The 22,972-nt window shown below is 65.2% G+C and carries 24 protein-coding genes; 10 read left to right on the top strand and 14 right to left on the bottom strand.

Translation table 11 applies throughout. From position 1 onward, the window contains the following. Positions 1 to 61: 61 nt before the first annotated feature. The gene (locus ACF8LI_RS09655) at positions 62 to 1,150 is read left to right on the top strand and encodes an acyl-CoA dehydrogenase family protein (protein ID WP_392429753.1); all 1,089 of its coding nucleotides are present in this window, start codon (positions 62 to 64) and stop codon (positions 1,148 to 1,150) included. A 3-nt stretch (positions 1,151 to 1,153) separates the two neighbouring features. Here the strand turns inward: ACF8LI_RS09655 and ACF8LI_RS09650 are convergent, their stop codons facing one another. After that, complete coding sequence (locus ACF8LI_RS09650) at positions 1,154 to 1,780, bottom strand: TetR/AcrR family transcriptional regulator (protein ID WP_392412499.1); 627 nt, start codon at positions 1,778 to 1,780, stop codon at positions 1,154 to 1,156. Positions 1,781 to 1,922: 142 nt separating this feature from the next. Here ACF8LI_RS09650 and ACF8LI_RS09645 point away from each other — a divergent pair, with 142 nt between their 5' ends. The 3 genes from ACF8LI_RS09645 to ACF8LI_RS09635 are packed head-to-tail and all read left to right on the top strand — an operon-like array spanning position 1,923 to position 4,897. Continuing rightward, on the top strand, positions 1,923 to 2,978 hold the full coding sequence (locus tag ACF8LI_RS09645) for a sugar phosphate isomerase/epimerase family protein (protein WP_392412497.1): 1,056 nt from the start codon (positions 1,923 to 1,925) through the stop codon (positions 2,976 to 2,978). A gap of 39 nt (positions 2,979 to 3,017) precedes the next feature. Next, the gene (locus ACF8LI_RS09640) at positions 3,018 to 3,914 is read left to right on the top strand and encodes an alpha/beta fold hydrolase (protein ID WP_012205750.1); all 897 of its coding nucleotides are present in this window, start codon (positions 3,018 to 3,020) and stop codon (positions 3,912 to 3,914) included. A gap of 2 nt (positions 3,915 to 3,916) precedes the next feature. Next, a complete protein-coding gene (locus ACF8LI_RS09635) occupies positions 3,917 to 4,897 on the top strand; it encodes an alpha/beta hydrolase (RefSeq protein WP_392412495.1) in 981 nt (326 codons plus the stop codon). A 22-nt stretch (positions 4,898 to 4,919) separates the two neighbouring features. On the opposite strand, the gene ACF8LI_RS09630 is transcribed toward ACF8LI_RS09635, so the two are convergent. The 4 genes from ACF8LI_RS09630 to ACF8LI_RS09615 form a co-directional block, all read right to left on the bottom strand. After that, a complete protein-coding gene (locus ACF8LI_RS09630) occupies positions 4,920 to 5,129 on the bottom strand; it encodes a DUF4287 domain-containing protein (RefSeq protein ID WP_013802290.1) in 210 nt (69 codons plus the stop codon). A gap of 71 nt (positions 5,130 to 5,200) precedes the next feature. Continuing rightward, positions 5,201 to 6,112 carry a bestrophin family protein gene (locus ACF8LI_RS09625; RefSeq protein WP_392412493.1) on the bottom strand — a complete coding sequence of 304 codons (912 nt, stop codon included), beginning with the start codon at positions 6,110 to 6,112 and terminating at the stop codon, positions 5,201 to 5,203. 109 nt (positions 6,113 to 6,221) lie between these two features. Beyond that, complete coding sequence (locus ACF8LI_RS09620; RefSeq protein WP_392412492.1) at positions 6,222 to 6,551, bottom strand: nitroreductase family protein; 330 nt, start codon at positions 6,549 to 6,551, stop codon at positions 6,222 to 6,224. A gap of 67 nt (positions 6,552 to 6,618) precedes the next feature. After that, complete coding sequence (locus tag ACF8LI_RS09615) at positions 6,619 to 7,521, bottom strand: LysR family transcriptional regulator (RefSeq protein WP_392412490.1); 903 nt, start codon at positions 7,519 to 7,521, stop codon at positions 6,619 to 6,621. A 75-nt stretch (positions 7,522 to 7,596) separates the two neighbouring features. Here ACF8LI_RS09615 and ACF8LI_RS09610 point away from each other — a divergent pair, with 75 nt between their 5' ends. Then, entirely contained in the window at positions 7,597 to 8,553 is a 957-nt protein-coding gene (locus tag ACF8LI_RS09610) for a DMT family transporter (protein ID WP_392412488.1), read from the top strand. Between the two features lie 41 nt (positions 8,554 to 8,594). On the opposite strand, the gene ACF8LI_RS09605 is transcribed toward ACF8LI_RS09610, so the two are convergent. The 6 genes from ACF8LI_RS09605 to ACF8LI_RS09580 all read right to left on the bottom strand — a co-directional run bounded on the left by ACF8LI_RS09605 (position 8,595) and on the right by ACF8LI_RS09580 (position 16,387). Then, positions 8,595 to 10,190 (bottom strand): bifunctional aspartate transaminase/aspartate 4-decarboxylase, encoded by a 1,596-nt coding sequence (locus ACF8LI_RS09605; protein WP_016447046.1) that lies wholly within the window; start codon positions 10,188 to 10,190, stop codon positions 8,595 to 8,597. Between the two features lie 64 nt (positions 10,191 to 10,254). Continuing rightward, positions 10,255 to 11,946 (bottom strand): aspartate-alanine antiporter, encoded by a 1,692-nt coding sequence (aspT, locus tag ACF8LI_RS09600; protein WP_034398603.1) that lies wholly within the window; start codon positions 11,944 to 11,946, stop codon positions 10,255 to 10,257. A gap of 366 nt (positions 11,947 to 12,312) precedes the next feature. Then, positions 12,313 to 12,777 carry a hypothetical protein gene (locus ACF8LI_RS09595; RefSeq protein WP_250438873.1) on the bottom strand — a complete coding sequence of 155 codons (465 nt, stop codon included), beginning with the start codon at positions 12,775 to 12,777 and terminating at the stop codon, positions 12,313 to 12,315. Positions 12,778 to 12,780: 3 nt separating this feature from the next. Beyond that, complete coding sequence (araD, locus tag ACF8LI_RS09590) at positions 12,781 to 14,508, bottom strand: L-arabinonate dehydratase (RefSeq protein WP_392412485.1); 1,728 nt, start codon at positions 14,506 to 14,508, stop codon at positions 12,781 to 12,783. Between the two features lie 14 nt (positions 14,509 to 14,522). Next, on the bottom strand, positions 14,523 to 15,362 hold the full coding sequence (locus ACF8LI_RS09585) for an HpcH/HpaI aldolase/citrate lyase family protein (protein WP_392412483.1): 840 nt from the start codon (positions 15,360 to 15,362) through the stop codon (positions 14,523 to 14,525). Between the two features lie 20 nt (positions 15,363 to 15,382). Beyond that, positions 15,383 to 16,387, bottom strand: coding sequence for a Bug family tripartite tricarboxylate transporter substrate binding protein (locus ACF8LI_RS09580; protein WP_392412481.1), 1,005 nt, complete (start codon positions 16,385 to 16,387; stop codon positions 15,383 to 15,385). Between the two features lie 169 nt (positions 16,388 to 16,556). On the opposite strand from ACF8LI_RS09580, the gene ACF8LI_RS09575 reads away from it, so the two are divergent. Together ACF8LI_RS09575 and ACF8LI_RS09570 are read left to right on the top strand one after the other, a co-directional pair. After that, entirely contained in the window at positions 16,557 to 17,591 is a 1,035-nt protein-coding gene (locus tag ACF8LI_RS09575) for a LacI family DNA-binding transcriptional regulator (protein ID WP_392412480.1), read from the top strand. A 316-nt stretch (positions 17,592 to 17,907) separates the two neighbouring features. Then, complete coding sequence (locus ACF8LI_RS09570; RefSeq protein WP_392412478.1) at positions 17,908 to 19,350, top strand: iron-containing redox enzyme family protein; 1,443 nt, start codon at positions 17,908 to 17,910, stop codon at positions 19,348 to 19,350. A gap of 41 nt (positions 19,351 to 19,391) precedes the next feature. Here the strand turns inward: ACF8LI_RS09570 and ACF8LI_RS09565 are convergent, their stop codons facing one another. From ACF8LI_RS09565 to ACF8LI_RS09555, 3 genes are all read right to left on the bottom strand, one after another. Further along, complete coding sequence (locus ACF8LI_RS09565; protein WP_392412476.1) at positions 19,392 to 19,880, bottom strand: hypothetical protein; 489 nt, start codon at positions 19,878 to 19,880, stop codon at positions 19,392 to 19,394. A gap of 133 nt (positions 19,881 to 20,013) precedes the next feature. Continuing rightward, positions 20,014 to 20,517 (bottom strand): hypothetical protein, encoded by a 504-nt coding sequence (locus tag ACF8LI_RS09560; RefSeq protein ID WP_250438868.1) that lies wholly within the window; start codon positions 20,515 to 20,517, stop codon positions 20,014 to 20,016. Continuing rightward, a complete protein-coding gene (locus ACF8LI_RS09555) occupies positions 20,517 to 21,452 on the bottom strand; it encodes a hypothetical protein (RefSeq protein ID WP_392412709.1) in 936 nt (311 codons plus the stop codon). The genes ACF8LI_RS09560 and ACF8LI_RS09555 overlap by 1 nt, the downstream gene beginning before the upstream one ends. 449 nt (positions 21,453 to 21,901) lie before the next feature. Between ACF8LI_RS09555 and ACF8LI_RS09550 the strand changes: the two genes are divergently transcribed. The 3 genes from ACF8LI_RS09550 to ACF8LI_RS09540 all read left to right on the top strand — a co-directional run bounded on the left by ACF8LI_RS09550 (position 21,902) and on the right by ACF8LI_RS09540 (position 22,944). Beyond that, the gene (locus ACF8LI_RS09550) at positions 21,902 to 22,042 is read left to right on the top strand and encodes a hypothetical protein (protein WP_277848394.1); all 141 of its coding nucleotides are present in this window, start codon (positions 21,902 to 21,904) and stop codon (positions 22,040 to 22,042) included. Next, complete coding sequence (locus ACF8LI_RS09545) at positions 22,039 to 22,437, top strand: YkvA family protein (protein WP_336695713.1); 399 nt, start codon at positions 22,039 to 22,041, stop codon at positions 22,435 to 22,437. Before ACF8LI_RS09550 ends, ACF8LI_RS09545 begins: the two co-directional genes overlap by 4 nt. A 285-nt stretch (positions 22,438 to 22,722) precedes the next feature. Continuing rightward, the gene (locus ACF8LI_RS09540; RefSeq protein ID WP_392412473.1) at positions 22,723 to 22,944 is read left to right on the top strand and encodes a hypothetical protein; all 222 of its coding nucleotides are present in this window, start codon (positions 22,723 to 22,725) and stop codon (positions 22,942 to 22,944) included. The last annotated feature ends 28 nt before the right edge of the window (positions 22,945 to 22,972 follow it).

Below are 22,972 nucleotides of genomic sequence, written 5' to 3'. Positions count from 1 at the left end.
CCCTTTTTTTATGGTGACCCGCAAGATGACAAGCCCCATGCCCGACCCCATGCCTGAGCCCATGCCCAATTTCCCCCTGCTGACCGACGCCAACCGCCAATGGCTGGATGCATGTGCCCAGGCCCTGGATGCCGGCAACGGCGAGGCCACGGCCGCCGTCGTGCCCTATCTGGCCGAAGCCGGGCTGCTGGGCCACGGCTTGGCGGATGCCTTGGGCGGGCAGGGCGGCAGCGCCGGCGATGCCATCGAGGCGATTGCCCAGGTGGCCACGCACTCCATGTCCGCCGCCTTTGCCTTCTGGGGCCAGCGCGTGCTGATCGAGATGCTGGCGAACACCGGCAATGCGGCCCTGCGCGAGCGCTGGCTGCCCGCGCTGCTGGCTGGCGAGGCGGCCGGTGCCTCGGGGCTGTCCAACATCATGAAATTCCTCAGCGGGCTGGAGGCACTCAACATCCGCGCCACGGCCCGGGAAGGCGGCGGCTGGCTGCTCAACGGCAGCGTGCCCTGGTGCACCAACCTGCGCGGGCCGCGCTTTCTGGCCGCCATTGCCGTGGCGCGTGACGACGGCGCGCCGCCCATGATCGTGGCCCTGCCGTCCGGCCGGCCGGGCCTGGAGCGCTCGCCGGATCTGGAGTTGATCGCCCTGCGCGGCACCAACACCGCCGCCTTGCAACTCAAGGACGTGGCCATCACCGAAGACGATCTGCTGGCCGAGCGCGCCGGCGGATTCCTGCCGCGTGTGCGGCCGGCCTTCCTGGGCATGCAATGCGGCCTGTCCATCGGGCTGGCGCGCGCGGCCTGTGCGCAGGCCGCCTCGCGCATGGGGCAGGGCGGGCATGTGCTGCAGCAGCCGCTGGACGATACCCGCAGCCATCTGGAGCAGGCGGTGGCCGCACTCAAGGCCGGTGTAGAGGCCGGCGATTTCGTGGAGGCGCCCGAGCGGCTTTTCGCGCTGCGCCTGGCCCTGCACGACTGCGTGCAGCAGGCCATGCAGCTGGAGCTGCAGACGGCCGGTGGCCGTGCCTACAGCCTGGATGCGGACGATGGCTTTGCCCGCCGCTGGCGTGAATCGGCCTTCATCCCCATCGTCACGCCCAGCGTGATCCAGTTGCGCGCCGAGCTGCAAAAACTGCAAAAGCTCGGCGCCTGAGGCTCAGCCCGCCTTGACAGCGGGCTGCAGCGCCGGCTCCAGCGCCGTGTCCAGCAGCAGCAAGGCGGTTTGCACTGCAGCCAGCAGCCGTTCGCGCGGCACGCCATCGCGGGCCTGCACGGAGATGCCGTGCAGTTGCGTGGCATAGAAATCCCCCAGCGCCTGCACATCGGTGCCTGCGCGTAACTCGCCTTCATCCAGCGCGCGCTGAAGGCGGTCGATCAGGGACTGCGTGCGCTGGCGGCGGTGTTCGGCCAGCCAGGCGGCGACTGCCTCGTTTTCCTCGGCGCAATTGGTGGCGGCGGTGACCACCATGCAGCCCAGCGGATGGGCATCGTCCGTATAGGTGGCCACGGCATCGCGCAGCACGCGGGCCAGGGCGTCGCGCACGCGCGGCTCCTGGGCCATGGCGCGGTCGGCAAAGCCGCCATCACCGGCCTCGTAGCGCTGCACGGCCTCGCGGAACAGGTCCTGCTTGCTGCCGAAGGCCGCATAGATGCGCGCTGACGCAATGCCCAGCGCCTGCACCAGGTCAGCCATGGACGTGCCCTCGTAGCCGCGCCGCCAGAACGCCAGCATGGCGCGCTCCAGCGCCTGGTCTCGGTCAAATTCCCTGGGTCTTCCGGCCATCTTCCTCATCCTTCTCAACAGTCAGGGCGGCATCTTAGCGGCGCCGTGATGCTGTCTTGCATCGGCTTCGCAAAAGCAGCCGCATTGGCGTGATACTATTCTTTGTCAATCAACAAACAATAGCTCAACGCAAGGAAATCACATGCAGACCATCAAGGGCCCCAGCCTTCATCTGGCGCAATTCGCCGACAACAAGGCACCGTTCAATTCCCTGGAAGACATCGCACGCTGGGCAGCCGGCGTGGGCTTCAAGGGCCTGCAGATTCCCGCCTGGGACCAGCGCCTGTTCGACGTGGCCACGGCCGCCAGCAGCCAGACCTATTGCGACGATGTCAACGGCATGCTGGCCTCGCACGGCCTGGTGGCCAGCGAGCTGACCACGCACATCTTTGGCCAGCTCGTGGCCGTGCACCCGGCCTACGACGCCATGTGCGACAGCTTTGCGCCCGAGGCGCTGCGCGGCAATCCGGCCGCACGCACGGCCTGGGCGCTGGAGCAGCTCAAGCTGTCGGCCGTCGCATCGCGCCGCATGGGGCTGAGCGACATGGGCACGTTCTCGGGCTCGTTCGTCTGGCCCTATCTGTTCCCGTTCCCGCAGCGCCCGGCCGGCCTGATCGAAACCGCCTTCGAGGAGCTGGCGCGCCGCTGGCGCCCCATCCTCGACGCCTGCGACGAGCAGGGCGTGAACCTGTGCTACGAAATCCACCCCAGCGAAGACCTGCACGACGGCACCAGCTTCGAGCGCTTCCATGAACTGGTGGGTCAGCACGCGCGCTGCAAGATCCTGTTCGATCCCAGCCATTTCGTGCTGCAGCAGCTCAACTACCTCGACTACATCGACATCTACCGCGAGCACATCCGCATGTTCCATGTGAAGGATGCGGAGTTCCTGCCCAGCGGGCGCCAGGGCATCTACGGCGGCTATTCCTCGTGGCTGGAGCGGGCAGGGCGCTTCCGTTCGCTGGGCGACGGGCAGGTGGACTTCAAGGCCATCTTCTCCAAGTTCGCCCAGTACGACTACCAGGGCTGGGCCTCGCTGGAATGGGAGTGCTGCCTCAAGGACCAGGAAGACGGTGCGCGCGAGGGCGTGGACTTCATCAACCGCCACATCATCCGCGTGACCGACAAGATCTTTGACGACTTCGCCGGCGCCCCCGTGGACCAGCGCCAGATCAACGCCATGCTCGGCATCGCCTGAGCACGCCCGCAGCCAAAGAACCTCAAAAAGAATCCAACAATGAACGCTTTCACATCGAACGCCCTGCGCAAGCAGGAAGACCAGGCCTGCGAGTTCTCGCACGACTACGTGCGCATCGACGGCCGCCGCATCCACTGCATCACGGCCGGGCAGGGCGCGCCCGTGCTGCTGATCCCGGGCTGGCCCCAGACCTGGTATGCCTGGCGCCACGTCATGCAGGCACTGGCGGCGCAGGGCTTCCAGGCCATTGCCGTCGATCCGCCGGGCACGGGCTTTTCGGACCGGCCCGACACCGGCTACGACACGGGCTCCATTGCGCTGACCCTGCACCGCACCATGCTGGCGCTGGGCCATGAGCGCTACCAGGTCGCCGGCCACGACGTGGGCATGTGGGTGGCCTATGCACTGGCCAGCGACCAGCCGCAGGCCGTGCAGTCCCTGGCGCTGACCGAGGCCGTGATCCCTGGCCTGGCGCCCGAGCCCAGCATCTTTGCGCCGCCCGAGCAGAACATTTTCCTGTGGCACTTCATGTTCAACCAGCTGGCCGATCTGCCCGAGACCCTGATCGCGGGGCGCGAGCGTGCCTACCTGGAATTCATGTTCAACCGCTGGTCGCTGCGGCGCGACCGCGTGGCCGTGGACGTCTATGTCGATGCCTATGCGGCGCCCGGTGGCCTGCGCGGCGGCTTTGCCTACTACCGCGCCATTCCCGAAACCATCCGCCAGAACCGCGAGCGTGCGCTGCGCCCGCTGGCCATGCCCGTGCTGGCCATTGGCGCCGAGCACGCCACGGCCGATGCGCCGCTGGCCACGCTGCGCGGCCATGCCGATGACCTGTCGGGCGTGATCGTGCCGGGCTGCGGCCACTTCATCATGGAGGAAGCCGCCGAGCCCTTCATCGCCGAACTGCTGCCCTTCCTGCAAAGGACGCTGTGACCATGGGCCTGGACGCTGACATTGCGCGCTATCTCGCCGAGCTGGCGCAGGCAACCCAGGCCGTGGCCCCGCCCACGCAGCCCACGCTGGCGGCGCTGCGCGAGGCCACCGACGCCGGGCTGCGCGCCCTGCACGGCCCGGCCGAGGCCATGGCCCGCACCGAAGACTTCACGCTGCCCGCGCGCGACGGTGCGCCGCTGCGCGTGCGCATCTACCGGCCGCTGGCCTCGGACACACCCACGCCCCAGCCCGCCCTGGTCTTCGCCCACGGCGGCGGCTGGTGCCTGGGTTCGCTGGAGGTCTACGACAACCCCTGCCGCGCGCTGGCCATGGCAACGGGCGCCGTCGTGGTCTCGGTGGACTACCGGCTGGCGCCCGAGCACCGCTTTCCCGTGCCGTTGCATGACTTCTGCGATGCCATTGCCTGGACCTTTGAACAGGCCGATGCGCTGGGCCTGGACAACAGGCGCATCGGCGTGGCCGGAGACAGCGCGGGCGGCAACCTCGCGGCCGCTGCCTGCCTGCTGGCGCGGCAGCAAGAAGGCTGGGGAGCGGCGGGCGCACCGGCCATCGCCCACCAGCTGCTGCTGTACCCGGCACTGGACGCGGCCATGGATTCGCCGTCGTTCCAGCAGTTCGGCGAGGGCCATTACCTCACGCGTGCGGCCATGGAGTACTGCTATGGCGCGTACCTGGGCGATGCGGCACCGGGGCGGCACGAACTTGTCTCTCCGCTGCGCGCCGAACACCTGGCAGGCCTGCCCCAAGCCACGGTGATCAGCTGCGAATACGACCCGCTGCGCGACGAGGCCGAAGCCTATGCGCAGCGGCTGGCCCAGGCCGGTGTGGCGGTGCAGGCCGTGCGCCTGCCCGGCATGGTGCACGCCTGCATGCACATGCTGGGGCTGGCGCCGGCATCACGCCGCCTGTTTGACGAAGCAGGTGCCGCCGTGCGCCAGGCTTTCGGCACGGCCATCGGCTGAGGATTGCTGGCTGCAGGTCAGGTCAGGCCTGCGCCAGGAACACGGCCACCAGCGCATTCGCATGGCCGTGCCCCATCTGGTGCTGGGCCTTGAGCCAGCCCACCAGTTCCATGTGCTTGCGGGTGTCCTGCTGTTGCAGCAGGTCCATCCAGTGCGCAATCGGCTGGCCGTAGGTCTTCTCGATGGAAGGGAAATACGAGGCCGGTCCCTTGACCTTGCTTGTCTCCGTCATGGCGCTTGTCCTTTTTCTGTGATGCGGGTGGCAGATTGTGCCGCTGGCGCTGTCCGGGCCGGCAGGCAGGGTCAGGTCAGGAACAGCACATCCTTGTGCTGCGGGGCAGGGGGCAGCACCTCGCCGGTCAGCTCGCGCAGCGTGGCCTCGATCATCTGCGACATGGCGTCCAGCGCCAGGTCATTGGGTGCCGTGCCGAAGGGCTCCTCCAGCTCGGCGCCCAGCGCCTCCAGCGCGAAGAAGGTGTAGGCGATGAAGGCCACGATCACCGGCGTCATGAAGCCGATGGAATCCACCAGGCCGAAGGGCAGCAGCAGGCAGTACAGGTAGATGGTGCGGTGGATGATCACTGCGTAGGTGAAGGGGATGGGCGTGCCCGCAATGCGCTCGCAGCCGCCCAGTGCCTCGCCCAGCTTGCACAGCGGCGCCTCCATGGCGGGCACCAGCACCGGCTGCAGGCTGCCGTCTTGGCGGCGCGCCTGCAGCCATTCGCCGGCCATGAGCAGCAGCACGGCAGGCTTGAAGCGCGCCGTGGCCAGGCGCTCGCAGTCGGCGGCGGGCAGCAGGCGGCGCATCTCGGCCGCGGCATCGGTGCCGCGCAACTGGTGGCGCAGCGCATGCACGAAGGCCGCCAGCACCATGGCCAGGGCCGGGGCGTGCTGCGGTGCATCGGTCAAGGTCCGGGCCTGGCGCACCAGGGAGCGCGTCTCGTTGAGCAGGGTGCCCCACAGCGTGCGCGCCTCCCAATAGCGCGCATAGCTGGTGCTGTTGCGAAAGCCCAGGAAGATGGCCAGCGTCAGCCCGATCAGCGAAAACGGCACGAAGTTCAGCGGCACCTTCCAGGCGAACAGCTGGCCGTGCAGGGCCGTGACCAGCACGGCGAACAGGGTGGCGGCAATCAGCTGGGGCAGGATGTCGGGCAGCACCGAGCCGCGCAGCACGAAGAGCATGCGCAGCCAGTGGGGGCGGGGCCGGATGATCATGAAAGCTTGTTCCGTGATGGAAAAGAGGGCGCAGCAGCCCCGCAACTCTAACCGCCCCGCGCAGTCAGTGCGCCACCTGTGCGCCACCCTGCACGCGCTGGCTGCGGCTTCAAAGATCGCTGCCGTGGCTGCCGTGGCTGTCGTGGTTGCCGTCTGGCTGGAGAAGGGCCTGTGCCGTGACCGCTGCTGCCTGCTCCGCCTGCCATGCCCTGCGCATGGAAGAGGGCGCCACCGTTGCGCGCGGGGATGGCTGGCTGGTGATGGAGCCCAGGCTGATGAAGCCGGCCAGATGCTCGCCCTCGCGCAAACCCAGCGCTGAATGCAGGGCCGGGTCAAAACAGCGCTCGCCACTGAGCACGATGGCACCAAAGCCCAAATGGTGGGCGGCATTGAGGAGGTTACCCAGCGCAGCCCCTGCGGCCAGCCATTGCTCGCGCACGGGAACGCGCGAGCGCAGCTATACAGCGAAATGCGTGCGCAGAATGCTTGCCGAACCTCGCCAGGCGTCAGGCCTTGGTCAGCTCCTGAGGTGCCTGGCCCAGCGTCGCAATCAACTGCCCATACATGGCATCCACGGCCGCCGAGCCCTGCGAGGCCTTGCTGCGCAGGGCCGACACTTCCATGGACACCAGCGGCGGCAGCTCGAAGCCGGCCGGCAGGTTCTGCAGCACCTGCAGGTGCGGGGGCACGCTGCAGCGCGTGAACACCGCCACGGCCAGGCCGCTTTCCACGGCTGCCAGCTGGCCGGCAAGGCTGGAGCTGTGATAGACCACGCGGTGCGCGCGCCGCTGGGCCGCCAGGCTGGACAGCGCGGCCGTGCGCGCCAGGCTGGCGGCCTCGTAGACGGCAATCGGCAGGGGATTCTTCCTCCACACCTCGTGCTGCGGCGCGCCCACCCAGACCAGGGGCTCGTGGAACAGCAGGCGCCCGCGCTGGGGCCTGTCGCGTGAGACCAGGGCCAGGTCCAGCGTGCCGCGCACCACCTGCGGGATGAGTGCGGTGGACTGCTCGCAGGTCAGCTCGATCTCCACGCCCTGGTAGCGGCCCGCGAAGCTGCGCAGCACGGGCGTCAGATAGGTGGATGCGTAGTCGTCCGGCACGCCCAGCCGCACGCGCCCGGACAGGTCGGGGCCGAACAGGGCCGCCTGCGCCTGGGCTTGCAGCTCCAGCATGCGCCGCGCATAGCCCAGCAGCTCCGCGCCGGCGGGCGTGAGCTGCAGATGGCGCGGGCCGCGCAGCAGCACGGGCCGGCCCAGGGTGGTCTCCAGCTTCTTGATCTGCATGCTCACGGCGGCCTGTGATCGGTGCAGCAGCGGCGCGGCAGCCGAGAGCGAGCCCGCATCCACCACGGCCACCAGGGCGCGCAGCCAGTCGATCTGCAGGTCGGGGTGGTTCACGGCACGCTCCATTGATTCGAATATCGAATACTAAACCTGCAAACTATTTGCTTTACGAGAATTTCCTGCCACGAGACGATCGTGGCCATGCAAGACAGAACCCATTCGTTACAGGCCGCATCCGTAGCCTCCACCGCGCCCGCTCCCGCTCCCGCGCCCGCACAAGCCGCTCCCACAGCGCAGGAGACACGCGGCCAGTGGCTGATGATCGCGGGCGGCGTGCTGCTGGGCACCGTGGGCGTGTTCGTGCAGGAGGCCGGACAGCATCCGCTGGTCACTGTGCTGTTTCGCTGCGCCTTCGGTGCCCTGGCGCTGCTGGCCTGGGGGCTGGCCACGGGCCGCATGGGCGAGTTGCGCGTGCGCGGCAGGAGCTGGCCGGTGGTGGCGGCCACCGGCGTCCTCATGGTGCTGAACTGGGCGCTGTTCTTTGCCGCCATACCGCGCACCTCCATTGGCGTGGCCACCATCGTGTTCCACATCCAGCCGGTGTGGATCATGCTGTTCGGCACCCTGGTGCTGCGCGAGGCCGTGGCGCCACGGCAGGCGGTGGCCATGCTGGCGGCGTTGCTGGGACTGGTGTTGACCACGGGGCTGCTGGGTGGCGATTCGGCGGCCTGGGGACCGGACCATGTGTCCGGACTGCTCATGTGCCTGGCCGGCTCGCTGTGCTATGCAGCCGTGACCATCCTGGCCAAGACCGAGAAAGTGGTCACGCCGTTTGCGCTGGCCTGGTGGCAATGCGCGGTCGGCACCGTGCTGCTGCTGTGGGTGCCGCTGGTTCATGGCTGGCCGCAGGCGCCGTCATCCTGGGCGTGGCTGGCCGGGCTGGGCGTGCTGCACACCGGCCTGGCCTACGCCATCCTTTTTGCGGGCATGGCGCGCCTCACGCTGGGCCGCATCGCCGTGCTGCAGTACGTCTATCCGTTGACGGCCATCGTGCTGGACTGGGCCGTCTACGGGCGTGCGCTGGACGCCGTGCAACTGGCCGGTGTGGGCCTGATGGCCGGGGCGCTGCTGGTGGTCAAGGCCCGACAGCTGCGATGAGCCGTGCGGGCGATGAGCCGTGCGGGCCTTGTGCGCAGGGCCTACTCCTTGCCCAGCGCCTTGTACTGTTCGTACAGCTCGTCGGCCAGCCGGCGCAGGGCGCGGCCTATGGCGGCGTACTCGTACTCGTTGAGGTTGGCCAGCGAGGCGCGGCCCGAGGGGCGGTCGGAGCCGAAGCCCCGGCCCGGCAGCAGCACGATGCCGGTCTCATCGGCCACGCGGAACAGCATGTCGCCCGTGGACGACTGCTGCACCGCCCATTGCGAGAAGGCCTCGCCGTAGAGCCGGCAAGTGACGTTCTGCAGGTCGATCAGCGTGTAGTAGTTGACCGAGTTGGGGTTCTCCAGCGGGGGCATGCCCAGCTCGCGGTACAGCGTGGCCTCGCGGCGGCGGATCAGCTGCTTGAGGGCCTGCTTGTAGGCGTCCGCTTCATCCATGAGCGCAAACAGCGAGAACAGCACCATCTGCACCTGCTGCGGCGTGGACAGGCCGGCCGTGTGGTTCAGCGCCACCACGCGGCTGTCGGCCACCAGGCGGTCGATGAACTTGAGCGAGCGCACATCGGGCAGCAGCGAGCGGTAGCGGTGGTCCAGCGCCTTCTTGGCGGACTCGGGCAACTGCGCCAGTGCATGGTCGAACACGTTGTCCTTGTGCGCCGCGATCACGCCCAGGCGCCAGCCCGTGGCCCCGAAATACTTGGAGAACGAATACACCAGCAGCGTGTTCCGGGGGCAGACCGAGAACAGGGACTGGAATTCATCGGCAAAGGTGCCGTAGACATCGTCGGTGAGGATCAGCAGGTCGGGCCGCTGCTCGGCCACGATGGCGCGCACGCGGTCCAGGCTGCGCTGGTCCATCTTCACGGACGGCGGGTTGCTGGGGTTCACGCAGAAGAAGATCTTGACGTCCGGGTCCTTGAGCTTGTCCAGCTCGGCGTCGGAGTACTGCCAGCCGTTGTCGGGGTCGGCGTGGATGGGCACTTCCTTGAGGTCGTACTGGGCCAGTTCGGGAATCTCGATATACGGCGTGAACACCGGCATGCCGATGGCCACCTTGTCGCCGGCCTTGAGCAGGCCGCTGATGCGCAGGCTCTCGAAGATATAGGCCATGGCCGCCGTGCCGCCCTCGACCGCGAACAGGTCCACCGACTCGGGCGGCACGGCGCCGCCTGCCATCTCGCGCACGATGTACTGGCGCACGATCTGCTCGCTCACGGTGAGCATGCGCGGCGGCACGGGGTAGTTGCAGCCCAGGATGCCGTCCACCATCTCGTGCAGGAAGGCGGCGGGGTCCAGCCCCAGCTGGTCGCGCACATAGCTGAGCGACTTGCCCAGGAACTTGACGCCCTCCTGGTCGCGGTGCTCGGCGATGAAGCGCTCGAAGCGGCCCTCGATGCCGTCGAGCTTGGCCAGCCCGCCCACGCCCACCGTCATGTAGGAATACGACAGCTCCGACTCCGCCGCCGCGAACAGCCCCAGCCGGAAGAAGGCCCGGCGCGGCGTGGTCGCCAGGAAGTTGGGATTGCCGCGCCCCGCATTGAGCATGAGGCGGTTGGCCTTGCCCGAGGCCACCTTGATCAGTTCGTCCTTGAGTTCGAACGGGCTCAAATTCGCCAGACTCCGATAATCCTTGCTCATTGCGCAGCTCCTTGTGATGGTCCTTGGTGGTCCTTGGGGATCGGTCAGGGGTGATCAGGGGTGATCAGGCAAAGGCGATGACCAGCGGGCCCAGCAATGTGAGGAACACATTGGCCAGCGCATAGGTGATCGCGAACGGTGCCGTGGGAATCGAGTTGCCGGCCTTGTCCAGAATCTCGCCAAACGCCGGGTTGGCGCTGCGCGCCCCCGACAGCGAGCCCGCGAACACGGCCACGTTGTCATAGCGCAGCACGTACTTGCCGAACAGCATGGCGATCAGCAGCGGCACGATGGTCACCACCACGCCCAGCAGGAACAGCGTCAGGCCCTGCTGCATCACCGTGGTCACGGCCTGCTGGCCCGACTGCAGGCCCACCATGGCCACGAAGCCGGCCAGGCCCAGGTCGCGCAGCAGCGTGGAAGCGGCCGTGGGCATGTTGCCGAAAGTGTGCTTGCGGCTGCGCCACCAGCCGAACAGCAGGCCCGCCAGCAGGGCGCCGCCGCCGCTGCCCAGCGTGATGGGAATGGAGCCCAGGCGCAGCACCAGCAGCCCGATCAGCAGGCCCACCGTGATGCCCAGGCCATGGAAGACAAAGTCCGTCTTGTCGCTGGGCACGATGATGGGGCCCACCGACTGCGCAGCCTTTTGCACATCCTGCGGCGTGCCGAACAGCGTCACCACATCGCCCGGCATGACCATGGTGGCCGGCGCAATCGGCACCGGCGTGCCCGCGCGCATCAGCGCCACTGCGTACACGCCGTGCTTGAACTCCTGCGACAGGCTGTCCAGGATGTCCTTCACGCTGCGGTTCAGGTACTGGTTGTTGGAGATGGCCACGTCGCGCCGCACCATCACCACGTCCATGCCTTCGGCGCCCTGCAGCTCCTCGCCCACCGAGGCGCCCAGCGCCACCACGGCCGCACGCCGGCCCACCAGCAAGATGATGTCGCCGGCCTCCAGCGCCAGGCTGCCGTCCACGCCCACCATCGCGTTCCTGCGCTGTATGCGCTCCACCGTCACCGTGCCGCCGTTGGCGGTGGCGCTGGCCTCCAGCTCCGCCACGGTGCGGCCCGCCTGTCCCACGCGGAAAATGCGGCCCACCAGATCCGGCACGGCCGGTGACTCGCCGGTTCCGTACACGCGCACGCCCTTGAGCAGCTCCTGCTCGGCCTGGATCGCGTCCTCGCGGATCTTGCGGCCCGTCAGCCACTGCAGCACGTTCACGCACATGATGATGGCGCCGAAGGAGCCGAAGATATAGGTCACCGCATAGCCGATGGCCACATTGGCCTGCATGCGCTGCACCTCGTCGGGCGCCAGCCCCAGCTTCTCGATGGCCGAGCCCGCCGTGCCGATGATGGCCGACTGCGTCAGCCCGCCCGCCGCCAGCCCCGCCGCCAGCCCCTTGTCCAGATGGAACACCCGGGCAATCACCACCACCGTGACCAGCCCCGACACGGCCACCACCAGGGCCATCAGGATCTCCTTGACCGACTGCCGCCCCAGTGAACGGAAGAACTGCGGCCCGCTCTCGAAACCCACGGCATAGATGAACAGCGCGAACAGCACCGCCTTGATGCCCGAATCGATGGTCACCCCCACCTGGCTGATCAGCACCGCCGCCAGCAGCGACCCCGCCACGCCCCCCAGCTGGAACGACCCGAACCTGAACTTGCCCACCCAGTAACCGAGCGCCAAGGCAGCGAACAGCGCGATTTCCGGAGCCTGATGAAAGATGCTTCTGAGAAAGTCCACAGCCACCTCTGCTTCTGGGTTGAGGTCCACGGCGGTGCAAGGCAACGGAAGCGGCTGCCTCAGGAGGGCAGGGGGCATTGCGTGCGCGTGGACTGGGAAACGGCGAGTCGCTATTGGAAATAGCTATCGAAAATACTTCTGCACAAATGATTGTGACCAAGAAATATTCAATCGAATATGGCTATTTCATTGGCTTCTTTGGGTCAATCCTTGTTGAGAACAGAGCCACTATTCACGACAAAGACCAACGGCAATGTAGGACTGCGCCGTCAGCAAAAGCGGATACATATACAAGCCTGCCTTGCTTGCAGGCCCAGGATTCCAGTTTTTGGATGAAATCTATTGCCCGCCAGCTGAATTCATCAATTACGCATCTCGCGACCAGATGAGGTGGAGCTCTCCATCCACAAAACCGGCGCTCACCGCTTGCGACTGGCGCAGCCGAAGGGCTCCTGCCGCTTCCGAGGCCACGTAGGAGCCAAGCAGCTTCCTGGCAGCAGCAAGTCCCTTCTCCCACTCGCTTCCCACGACTTCATGCGGCAACTCGAAGTGAGGATCGTCGGACATGAATATGTCATCGCACGCCCAGTCCGGGTCCTGCGGGTCGTAGGTCGGGCAGCCCACAATCTGGAGTTCGTGCGATGTGGGCGAGTCATACAGATTGAAGTGGAATGCTGCGATTCCTTCTGGCAGATCGCCGGACAGTGTTTCGTCGACCCATTGGGAAAATTGCTTTTCAATTGCTTTCATGGTTTCAATATTCTGATGCAATGTGGACCAAAAAATCTTTCCATCATATAGGGAAGTCTGAAAGAAAGAATTGATTTGCATGCTTCAAAAAATATCCGGCTCCGGCACAGCCCGCCCAAAACCCGTCTCCAGAAAATCAAAATCGCATCCCTCATTGGCCTGCAGGATATGGCGGCCGAACAGCCAGCCATAGCCGCGCTCGTAGCGCGCGGGCGGGGGCGTCCATGCGGCGCGGCGGGTGGCGAGTTCTGAGTCGCTGACTTCCAGGTGGATGCGGCGGGCGGGCACGTCCACCGTGATGCGGTCGCCCGTGCGCACCAGGGCCAGCGGCCCGCCCACGGCGGACTCGGGCGAGCAGTGCAGCAGGCAGCCGCCGTAGCTGGTGCCGCTCATGCGGGCGTCGGACAGGCGCAGCATGTCTTTCACGCCTTGCTTGAGAAGCCTGGTGGGAATGGGCAGCATGCCCCATTCGGGCATGCCCGCGCCCTTGGGGCCGGCGTTGCGCAGCACCAGGATGTCTTCGCCGTTCACATCGAGATGGGGGTCGTCCACGGCCTGCTTGAGGCTGGGGTAGTCGTCGAACACCAGGGCGCGCCCCGTATGGCGCAGCAGGTGCGGGGCGCAGGCGCTGGGCTTGATGACCACGCCGTCCGGCGCCAGGTTGCCGCGCAGCACGGCTAGCGCCCCTTCGGCGTAGATGGGGCGGGACAGGGGGCGGATCACGTCGTCCTGGTGGACCTGGCTGCCCGCAATGTTCTCGCCCAGGGTCTTGCCGTTGACCGTCATGGCCCCGGTGTCCAGATGCGGGCGGATACGTTCCAGCAGGGCGCGCAGGCCGCCTGCATAGAAGAAGTCCTCCATCAGATAGCGGTCGCCGCTGGGCCGGATGTTGGCGATCACGGGCACGCGGCGGCTGAAGGCGTCGAAGTCATCGAGGCTGACCGGATGGCCCGCGCGCCGCGACATGGCGATCAGGTGAATGATGGCGTTGGTGGAGCAGCCCATGGCCATGGCGCAGGCAATGCCGTTCTCGAAATGCGCACGCGTGAGCATGCGGGCGGGCGTGAGGTCTTCCCACACCATCTGCACGATGCGGCGGCCGCACTCGGTGCTCATGCGGATGTGGTTGGCGTCGGCGGCCGGAATGGACGAAGCGCCCGGCAGCGCCAGGCCCACGGCCTCGGCAATGCCCATCATGGTGGCCGCCGTGCCCATGGTCATGCAGGTACCGTGGCTGCGGGCAATGCCGGCTTCCATCTCGCGCCAGGCCTGCTCGTCTAGGCGGCCGGCGCGGCGTTCGTCCCAGAACTTGAAGGCGTCCGAGCCCGAGCCCAGCACCTGCCCCTTCCAGTTGCCGCGCAGCATGGGGCCGGCCGGCAGGTAGATGAAGGGAAGGCCCATGGAGATCGCCCCCATGGCCAGCCCCGGCGTGGTCTTGTCGCAGCCGCCCATGAGCACGGCGCCATCCACCGGGTGGCTGCGCAGCAGCTCCTCCGTCTCCATGGCCAGGAAGTTGCGATAGACCATGGTGGTGGGCTTGACCATGCTTTCCGACAGCGAGATGGCCGGCAGCTCCAGCGGAAATCCGCCCGCCTGCAGCACGCCGCGCTTGACGTCTTCCACGCGCTGCCGAAAGTGGGCATGGCACTGGTTGGCATCGCTCCAGGTGTTGACGATGGCGATCACGGGCTTGCCCATCCAGTCCTCGTAGCCATAGCCCATCTGCAGCACGCGCGAGCGGTGGCCGAAGGAGCGGAAATCATCGGGAGCAAACCAGCGTGCGCTGCGCAGGGATTCGGGGGAACGTGTCATGGTTGTGGGGCTCCTCAGTAGCTGCCGGCAGTGGATGCAGGCCCTGGCGGGTTCGCGGCCAGCGGCCCTTTCCTGAAGCGCGCCGCCGCCGCATCCAGCCCGTCGCGCAGCAAGAGCGTGTCCAGCGCCACGGCCACGAACTGCGCGCCCAGCTCCAGGCATTCGCGCGCCCGTGCCTCGTCCACCATCAGGATCCCCGGCGCCTTGCCGCAGGCGCGGATGCGGGCGATGGCCTGGTCGATGGCCCGGTTCACCACAGGGTGGCGCGCCTGGCCCGGATAGCCCAGGCTGGCCGACAGGTCGGCGGGGCCGATGAAGATGCCATCCACGCCATCGACGGCCGCAATCGCCTCGATCTGCTCCAGCGCCTCGGCCGTCTCCACCTGCACCAGCAGGCACAGCTCGTCGGCCGCACGTGCCACATAGTCGGCCGTGCGCCCGAAGTTGGCCGCGCGAGTGGAACCGCCCATGCCGCGCATGCCCTGGGGTGCATAGCGCATGGCGCGCACGGCATCCCGCGCTTGCTGCGCGTTCTGCACAAAGGGCAGCAGCAGGGACTGGGCGCCCAGGTCCAGGTAGCGCTTGATCAGCACTGCATCGTTGCAGGCGGGCCGCACCACGGCATGCACGGGCAGGGCGCCCGGTGCGGGCAGGGCGGCGGCCACGGCCTGCAGCTGGCCCAGCATCAGCGGCACGTCGGTGGGCGTGTGCTCGGTATCGAGCAGCACCCAGTCGTAGCCCGCGCCGCCGATCATCTCGCAGACAAAGGGGGAGGGAATGGTGGACCACAGGCCGATCTGCGGGCGGCCTTCGCGCAGCGCGCGCTTGAACGTATTGGCGAGCAGCATGCTCATGGGGACTCTCCTGAAGCTGTTCATTGGACCTGGATGTTTCCCTTGCGCACCACCTCGCTCCAGCGCGCCACCTCGGCGGCGATGAAGCTGGCGGCCTGGGCGGGCGTGCCCGGCGTGGGCTCGTTGCTCATGGCGGCCAGGCGGGCCACCACCTCGGAGTCGGCGAGGAGGGACTGGCAGGCCTGGTTGAGCCGCTCCACCACATCGGCCGGCATGCCCGGCGGCCCCGCCAGGCTGGTCCATGAATAGTTGACGACCTGCGGCTGGCCGGCCTCGGCCATGGTGGGCACATCGGGCAGGGCCGCCAGACGCCGCTCGCCTGCCACGGCCAGCGCACGCAGCTTGCCCGCCTGCGCAAAGCCCACGGCCGAGGTGGCGGGCACGAACAGCAGGTCGGCCTGGCCGCCCATCACATCGGTCATGGCGGGCACATCGCCCTTGTAGGGAACGTTGTTGAAGCTCACGCCGGCCGCTTGGCGCAGCAGCTCCGTCGTCACATGGCTGGACGAGCCAATGCCCGTCAGCGCCACATTCACCGTACCGGGGCTGGCCCGGGCCAGGGCCACCACATCGGCCACCGAAGCGACCTTCAGCCTGGGCGAGGCCAGCAGCAGCATGGGCACGCGCCCCAGCATGGCAATGTGCGTGAAATCCCGCCGCGCGTCGTACTTCACGTTGGAATTGACCAGCTGGTTGATGGCATGCGTGCCCGGCCCGCCAATCACCAACGTGTAGCCATCGGCCCGCGCCCGCGCCACGGCCTCCGAGGCCAGCGAGCCATTCACGCCGGGCCGGTTCTCCACCACCACGGGCTGACCCAGGCGCTGCGACAGGCGCTCTCCCACCAGCCGGCCCACCACATCGGTCTGGCCCCCGGGAGGGAAGGGAATCACCAGCGTGATCGGCCGGATGGGCCAGGCAGCCTGGGCCTGGGCGTGCGCGGGGGCCAGCATCGAGGCCGGAGCCAGGGCCGCAGCCAGCAGGCGCGCCATGGCGCTGCGGCGGTTGGAGAGCGAAGGGCGCATGGTGGTCTCCTCTTGAATGATTGCGCAATCATTTCAAGCAAAGGCAGCGCTCTCCATTCGGACCTACGAGGGGAAACAATCAGACCGTGCTGATGGACATCATCGTTAACATGACCACGCAATCATCCTCAAGCCGCCTCTCCATCGCCATTCCAGGCAAAGGCCTCGCATGACCCTCCGCACCCTGCGCAACGCCAATGCGCCCACGCTCAAGGACCTGGCCCGCATTGCCGGCGTGTCGCCCATCACCGCCTCGCGCGCGCTGCACCGGCCTGAACTGGTGGCCGAGGCCACGCGGCTGCGCGTGGCGCAGGCCGTGGAGCAATCGGGCTACGTGCCCAACTCCCTGGCGGGCGGGCTGACCTCGCGCCAGACGCGGCTGGTGGCGGCCATCGTGCCCTCGGTGGGGCACTCGCTGTTTTCCGACATGCTCGATGCGCTCATCCACACCCTGGCCGCGCAGCGCTATGAAACCACGCTGGGCATCTCCAGCTATGACCCGGAGCATGAGGAAACCTGGCTGGCCGCCATGCTCAGCCGCCGCCCGGACGGCATCGTGCTCACCGGCACCGAGCACACGGCCCGCACGCGGCGCCTGCTGGTCAATGCCGACGTGCCCGTGGTCGAACTCTGGGACTACCAGCCCCATCCGCTGGACATGGTGGTCGGCTTCTCGCAGGAAGACGCGGGCCGCGCTGCCTTCCGCCACCTGGCCGCCTGCGGCTACCGGCGCCCGGCCATCCTGCGCGCCGACGACAGCCGCGCCGCCCGCCGCGCCCTGGGCTTCACCCGCGCCGCCGCGGAAGCCGGTGCCCCGGTTCCTGCGCAAATCGTCTTCTCGGAAGCCATCCCCCAATCCGGCCGTGGCCGCGATGCCTTGAACGCCCTGCGCGCCCAGGCACCGGAGGCCGATGCCGTCTTCTGCAGCTCCGATGCGCTGGCGCAAGGCGTGCTCTCCCATGCCCACGCGCTGGGCCTGCGCATGCCAGAGGAATTCGGCGTGCTGGGCTTTGGCGACCAGGCCCTGGCGCTGGACGCCTGGCCCGCCCTGTCCACCGTGCGCGTGGACGGCGCCGCCATCGGCCGCCTGGGCGCAGAGGCGCTGATTGCGCGCATGGCCGGTGGCGTGGCGGCGGCAGCGCAGGATGTGGGGTTCGAGGTGGTGGGGAGGGGGAGTACGCGGGGGCACGAAGATGCGCGCTGAACGCCAGCGTGAGGCGATGGCCGGGCAGCGGCAGGAAGACCGGCTTTATCTCAGTATCAGCAAGACGCCGCGCTTGTCCATAACCGGGCCCAGCCCAGGCCCAGCAGGCCGGCGCCCAGTACCAGCCAATGCTCGCCGGCAAGGCCGGGCCGGTTCCTGTTCCCCTGCCATGAGCGTGGGCGCCAGGGCGACGGCGGTCCGGCCCGGGCGCCTGCGCCAAGGGTAGGCGTATTACGACGCACAGGAAGGCGTTGGCCCGATGGCTGTACCGAGGGCCACACCGCATCCTGAAGGCGTTACGGACCAAAGCCCCACCATGAACACAGAACTGCTGGAATCCCCACGTATCGAACCGGCCGCCGGCGCAGGCACGCTTGCGCCTTCTTTCCTGCATGTACCGCTCTACGAGCGCCTGGCCAACCATCTGCCCACCGAACAGGAGCGCCAGGCTGCTGCGGACTTCCTGCACGGCGTGATCGCCGAGACCTCTGCCGATGCCGATGGCCTGCCGGACAACCCGGAGCACCTGACCGACTGGATGCGTGCCAATGTCGAAAAAGTGCACGCCCAGTACCAGGCCTACCTGGCAGAGCGCAAGGCGGGTGCGGCACGCCGCTACTTCGGCAACCGCGCCCATGCCCTGTACTTCCTGCGCAATGTGGCGCCTACCAAGCTGGTGGACGGTTCCTGGCTCTACGGCCTGTGCGCGCATGCGGGCAACTCACGCATGTCGGACCTGGTCACCACCTATGTGGAAGAACTGGGCGACGGCATGGCCGACAAGAACCACGTCAAGCTCTACCGGGAACTCCTGGCCAGGTATGGCCTTGATCCCGTGGAGGATCTGCCCGACGACCTGTACCGGCAGGGGCTGGTACAGCTGGCGTTGGGCTGGAATGCGCAGCAGTTCCTGCCCGAGATCGTGGGATTCAACCTGGGCTATGAGCAATTGCCGCTGCACCTGCTCATCACCGCCTACGAACTCAATGAACTGGGAATAGATCCCTACTACTTCACGCTGCATGTCACCGTGGACAACGCCGACACCGGCCATGCCCGGCGCGCCTGCATTGCCGCCTGGGAAAACGCGCCGCGTATTGACGATGGCGGCGAATACTGGCGCCGCGTACGCGCAGGCGCCCGGCTGGCAGACACGGGCACCAGCACGCTGGACGTGATCAGGTCGTTCGATATCGAAGCTGAGGTGGTGCGCATCCTGGCGCGCAAATCGCCTTCCGGGCATGGCGCTCACTCGGACTTCTGCAAGGTGGCCGGCCGCAGCGTCAATGACTGGCTGTCCCGTCCGCAGGACATGCCTGCCTTCCTGGGCGCGCTGGAGCAGGCACGCTGGATACAACGCAACCGGCCTGCTGAGGAAAGCCGCTTCTGGCAGCTGCTGCAGGGCGAGCGGGCAGAGATGTTCGGTGTTTTCTCTCCCTATGAGCTGCAAGTCATTCATGACTGGCTGCGTGGGCCGGCCAGTGCGGATGGCGCCTCCTTCGAATCCGTGGCCGAGCCCGGCAAACCGGCGCGGCGCATGAGTTTTCGCGTGGCCGAGCGTCTGCGCACATCCCGTGGCGCGCGACCGGACCCGGGCCGCAGCGCGCAGGAACTGGACACAGACCTGATGCTCTTCGAGCAGCGCTACCCCACGCTCGATCCAGCGGCCCAGCATGAGTTGCTGGTACAGGCCATGTCACCGGGCCTGCACTGGACGCCTCTGGGCCTGCGCGCCACCCGCCTGTTCCTGGGCCGGTAGGCCATTCGACCCTCTTTACCTACCCGGGAAAAATCATCTGGTCATTGGGCAAGACGGGCTTGCTCCTTGACCCATTCCCGGCTTTTTCCACGCACACACCATTCTGGGTTTTTGACCCAGTCCATTGAATCTTTATTTGGATGGCCTTCTAGAATATTACAGTGTGTATACCCGAGTTGGGGCATGGCGTAGTACTGCAAAGGTAGTATTGCAAAGAATCCGACAGCGGCAAAGAATATATTGGCGCAAGTGAAAGAGAGGAGAATGCATTCCACCTTTTTAAGTGTTTGCTTTCTGAAAGGAATTGCGTTGGCAATAACTGCCACTATCAATGTCAATGGGATTGCCCAGAAGGAGCCTATCATCGGAGATAGCGGTGTTATTCTAACTACTGGTGAAAGATCAAAGAGATCTAGAGTCTCCGGTATAACAATTTCACGGATAAGGTACAAATCGACAATAAGCAGCGCTATGGCAAAAGGAATAACCCAAATAGCATTTTTTCTGTTCTGCTTGACGCGATATTGCATTGTGTACTCCTGGTTGCTAATTTTTGCTGCTGTTTCTGCGCGGCAAGACTGCTTGGTCGTCGATCAATAAAATTGAGCCAATTTTAGTAAATATAGTAACTGCAGCCGTTGCGTTCAAAAGAGTACGGCGGCCTTATTTCCCCAAACGAGCTTGCTCATTGACCCATTTCCGGCTTTTTCCACGCACGCACCAATCCGGATTCTTTACCCAGTCTGTAAAATAAATGGTGGGGTGGTCTTCCAGGATATTGCAGCGGGTATAGCCCAGTTTTGGCATGGCATAGTACTGAAGAGGAGTAACTGCAAAAATACAAAAAAACATAATAAAAACTCCAACGGCTATGGCGGATAAAAAAATACGCGTTGGGATTTTCATGGCGTCTTCTGTACAAGGGACTGATTTTTGTATTGCAATGATAATTCCTGTGATTGAAATTATTGGCACACACAACGCAATTGGATCAAATGGTGTGATTCTTACTGATGGTGCGAGTTTATTCAAATCATTTACGGTTTCGCATAGAGAATAGAAAATACTCCAAATTGACATTGCTAGAAGCAGCAGAAAAAGTGGAATACTCCATATTAGTGATTTTCTGATTTCGGTTAAATTTCTTTTGTCCATTTCAAGACTCATCAATTTTTGCGATTAATAGGGGATAGTAAATTTTTAGGATGGTTCTGGGGTATTTCTTTGATCTCTGTTGTTTCATGATTGCCACTCAACTGGTCTGTGACGAGAGCGTCAGTATTAACGCGGTATATGCCAGAAGGTGTGCTGTTTGTCAAAATTTTTAGTGAAGTAATAACATTTTTCTTTATTTCCCAACTTTTATCGATTCTATTTAAAGCTATCCCGGTAAAAAATACCATTAAGGCCATGGCACCTAAAGAAAAAACAGCAATAGTAGTCACGCTTGCGACAAAAATTCCCGCGCCTATACCAACCATCGTCGCCAACCCAGCCTTGACCGCCTCCACTCCAATCCCTCCAACCAGGTCATGCATGGTCTTCTCGTCGTTGAAGATGAAGTCCAATGTCTCCACGCCGATGCCAACGACCAAGCTCAAGATGAAGCCCCCTCTGGCCACACCTTGAAGGCCGCGCATGCCCAGGCCCATCTGGACCATGCGGGGATTGGTGGTGAGAAAGCGCGTGCCCTGCAGCAGATTGCCGCGAAACCCGGCTCGGCCCGTTATGATGATATAGGTGCCTTTGGGCGTCGCCTTGACATAGGTGCGCGCACCGGCAAGGCGCAATGCAATCAGCGTTCTGGTGAACAGGTAGGCGTCATTGGCCAGCATGGAGGCAGGTATGGTCCAGGTTTTGCCGGCATTGGGGCTGGCCGTCTGCGTCCAATACTTGCCCAAGGCGCTTTGGGCCAGGATGGCGCGCAGGCTGGCCTCCAGGCGCGGGTCATTGCGCGACCTGTCTTGCAGGACGCCTATGAACTCTTGCGGCGTGAGTACCACCACGTCCACCTGCTGGCTGTCCATGGCGCAGGTGATCTGCCTGTTGAAGGCCTTTTCATAGCTGATATACGGGCGGGTGAGATCGGTGGATGTTGCCATAGCCTGCAAGCGAATGGTTAATGGAATGAATAAGGAAATGGTGATTTGCAAAATGCCAGAAAGATCACAAATGCAGGCCTACCCTCGGTCCTGTGAGAAATCAGGTCCGATCAAGGTGTGAGAGTGGGAATTGCGCGTTAGCAATCATTCCCAAGGCCAATGTCAATCAATGGCCTGGGAATTCCGTTGTGGGAGTCCGGCTATTTGATTTCTTGGGTATCTGGAAGTCAAGCAGAAAGGCTGGTGACTGATTATTTTCAGATTATTCCTAGACTCATATGCGAGATGCATGCCTTGAGCACAGGCGATATGGGTCTTGGAATGAGGAACAGGGCGGTGACAAGGCTTTGCCAGTCAGTGCAGCCATTTGCCCCAGTGGACGCAGGCCGCCGGCACCGCCGTGCTGCGGGCCTTTGCGGCCACAGGCACGGCGCCGTGGCGATACGGACATGAAGACCCGGTACAAGGAAACCGCGCGCAGCGGGCTGGCGGTCCATATCATCGAGTGCTGCGCGGGCCTGGCGGCGCAGCCCCAAGGGCAACAGCCGGCCGCCATCATCCAGCCCGGTCACAACCTCGTATATCCATGACAGCCAGTGAAAGATTGAAGGCCTGGGCACGACGCATCAAGCGCGATGGCGTCACCCTGTGGTTTGCCTGCAAGAGCCCGCAGACGCCCTGGTATGCCAAGGCCTTGGGCGCCTTCGTGGTCGCCTACGCCCTGAGCCCCATCGACCTGATCCCCGACTTCATCCCCGTGCTGGGCTATGTGGATGACGTCCTGCTGCTGCCCGCGCTGATCTGGCTCACCGTGCGGCTGCTTCCCCCTGCCGTGCTGGCCGACAGCCGCCAGCAGGCCGAGGCCTGGATGCAGGCCCAGGGCCGCAAACCCCGAAGCCGTGCCGGAGTCGCCCTGGTGGTGGGCGTCTGGCTATGCGTTTGCGTGGGGGCCTTCCTTGCGTTCCGAGGGCGCTGGGGTCTTTGAGCGCGGAGCCTTGTCGGGCTGAGCTGCGGCGGGCGGGCAACACAAGGATGCGGGAGCTGCGCCTGAGCGCTGTATCATCTCGCCCAGGTGCTGAACACACCTTCACAGGCGGTCCCGCCACACTCCCGAAAGCAGTTGGACGTACTCACAGGAGGCCTTATGGCTGCTTTCCTTGCGGGCGTATCAATGCCCGAGCCCTCTCCCAATCCTTTGCGTGGTCCCGTGCTTCGAGCACATGGGCATTCCTTTGCGTCAGCCGCCAAGCGTGCTCATTGAGGAGTTGCCATGCTGTACTTTCAACTTTCCGAGCCAGAGTACAACAGCCTGCGGCGCGTGCAGGATCAGTTGGGGCTGATTTCCAGTTTGATTATTGGTGCTTATCCGGGGCATGCCTTGGAGCCGGTGACTCCTGGGCAATTGCTGGCGTTTATTCAGGCGCAGGAAGATGCGCTTGAGGATGTGATGGGGGGAGTGAGGGAGCGCGGGGTGGTGAGGGAGCTGGATTGACTGTGTGCTGCCCTGGGTGGCCACGCAT

Origin of the sequence: Delftia sp. WSY_12 (assembly GCF_043104645.1) — a bacterium.
Lineage (GTDB): Bacteria > Pseudomonadota > Gammaproteobacteria > Burkholderiales > Burkholderiaceae_C > Comamonas > Comamonas tsuruhatensis.
Note: the sequence above shows the minus strand (reverse complement) of the source record. Positions and strands in the feature narration are given on the sequence as shown.

Excerpts from the sequence above, each read along its gene's own strand:
- ACF8LI_RS09610 (WP_392412488.1), top strand. The coding sequence starts at position 7,597 with ATGCAAGACAGAACCCATTCGTTACAGGCCGCATCCGTAGCCTCCACC.
- ACF8LI_RS09605 (WP_016447046.1), bottom strand. The coding sequence starts at position 10,190 with ATGAGCAAGGATTATCGGAGTCTGGCGAATTTGAGCCCGTTCGAACTC.
- ACF8LI_RS09640 (WP_012205750.1), top strand. The coding sequence starts at position 3,018 with ATGAACGCTTTCACATCGAACGCCCTGCGCAAGCAGGAAGACCAGGCC.
- ACF8LI_RS09540 (WP_392412473.1), top strand. The coding sequence starts at position 22,723 with ATGCTGTACTTTCAACTTTCCGAGCCAGAGTACAACAGCCTGCGGCGC.
- ACF8LI_RS09580 (WP_392412481.1), bottom strand. The coding sequence starts at position 16,387 with ATGCGCCCTTCGCTCTCCAACCGCCGCAGCGCCATGGCGCGCCTGCTG.
- ACF8LI_RS09575 (WP_392412480.1), top strand. The coding sequence starts at position 16,557 with ATGACCCTCCGCACCCTGCGCAACGCCAATGCGCCCACGCTCAAGGAC.
- ACF8LI_RS09655 (WP_392429753.1), top strand. The coding sequence starts at position 62 with ATGCCCAATTTCCCCCTGCTGACCGACGCCAACCGCCAATGGCTGGAT.
- ACF8LI_RS09545 (WP_336695713.1), top strand. The coding sequence starts at position 22,039 with ATGACAGCCAGTGAAAGATTGAAGGCCTGGGCACGACGCATCAAGCGC.
- ACF8LI_RS09585 (WP_392412483.1), bottom strand. The coding sequence starts at position 15,362 with ATGAGCATGCTGCTCGCCAATACGTTCAAGCGCGCGCTGCGCGAAGGC.
- ACF8LI_RS09565 (WP_392412476.1), bottom strand. The coding sequence starts at position 19,880 with ATGCAATATCGCGTCAAGCAGAACAGAAAAAATGCTATTTGGGTTATT.
- ACF8LI_RS09630 (WP_013802290.1), bottom strand. The coding sequence starts at position 5,129 with ATGACGGAGACAAGCAAGGTCAAGGGACCGGCCTCGTATTTCCCTTCC.
- ACF8LI_RS09650 (WP_392412499.1), bottom strand. The coding sequence starts at position 1,780 with ATGGCCGGAAGACCCAGGGAATTTGACCGAGACCAGGCGCTGGAGCGC.
- ACF8LI_RS09570 (WP_392412478.1), top strand. The coding sequence starts at position 17,908 with ATGAACACAGAACTGCTGGAATCCCCACGTATCGAACCGGCCGCCGGC.
- ACF8LI_RS09550 (WP_277848394.1), top strand. The coding sequence starts at position 21,902 with ATGAAGACCCGGTACAAGGAAACCGCGCGCAGCGGGCTGGCGGTCCAT.
- ACF8LI_RS09645 (WP_392412497.1), top strand. The coding sequence starts at position 1,923 with ATGCAGACCATCAAGGGCCCCAGCCTTCATCTGGCGCAATTCGCCGAC.
- ACF8LI_RS09555 (WP_392412709.1), bottom strand. The coding sequence starts at position 21,452 with ATGGCAACATCCACCGATCTCACCCGCCCGTATATCAGCTATGAAAAG.
- ACF8LI_RS09615 (WP_392412490.1), bottom strand. The coding sequence starts at position 7,521 with ATGGAGCGTGCCGTGAACCACCCCGACCTGCAGATCGACTGGCTGCGC.
- ACF8LI_RS09560 (WP_250438868.1), bottom strand. The coding sequence starts at position 20,517 with ATGAGTCTTGAAATGGACAAAAGAAATTTAACCGAAATCAGAAAATCA.
- ACF8LI_RS09635 (WP_392412495.1), top strand. The coding sequence starts at position 3,917 with ATGGGCCTGGACGCTGACATTGCGCGCTATCTCGCCGAGCTGGCGCAG.
- ACF8LI_RS09595 (WP_250438873.1), bottom strand. The coding sequence starts at position 12,777 with ATGCAAATCAATTCTTTCTTTCAGACTTCCCTATATGATGGAAAGATT.
- araD (WP_392412485.1), bottom strand. The coding sequence starts at position 14,508 with ATGACACGTTCCCCCGAATCCCTGCGCAGCGCACGCTGGTTTGCTCCC.
- ACF8LI_RS09625 (WP_392412493.1), bottom strand. The coding sequence starts at position 6,112 with ATGATCATCCGGCCCCGCCCCCACTGGCTGCGCATGCTCTTCGTGCTG.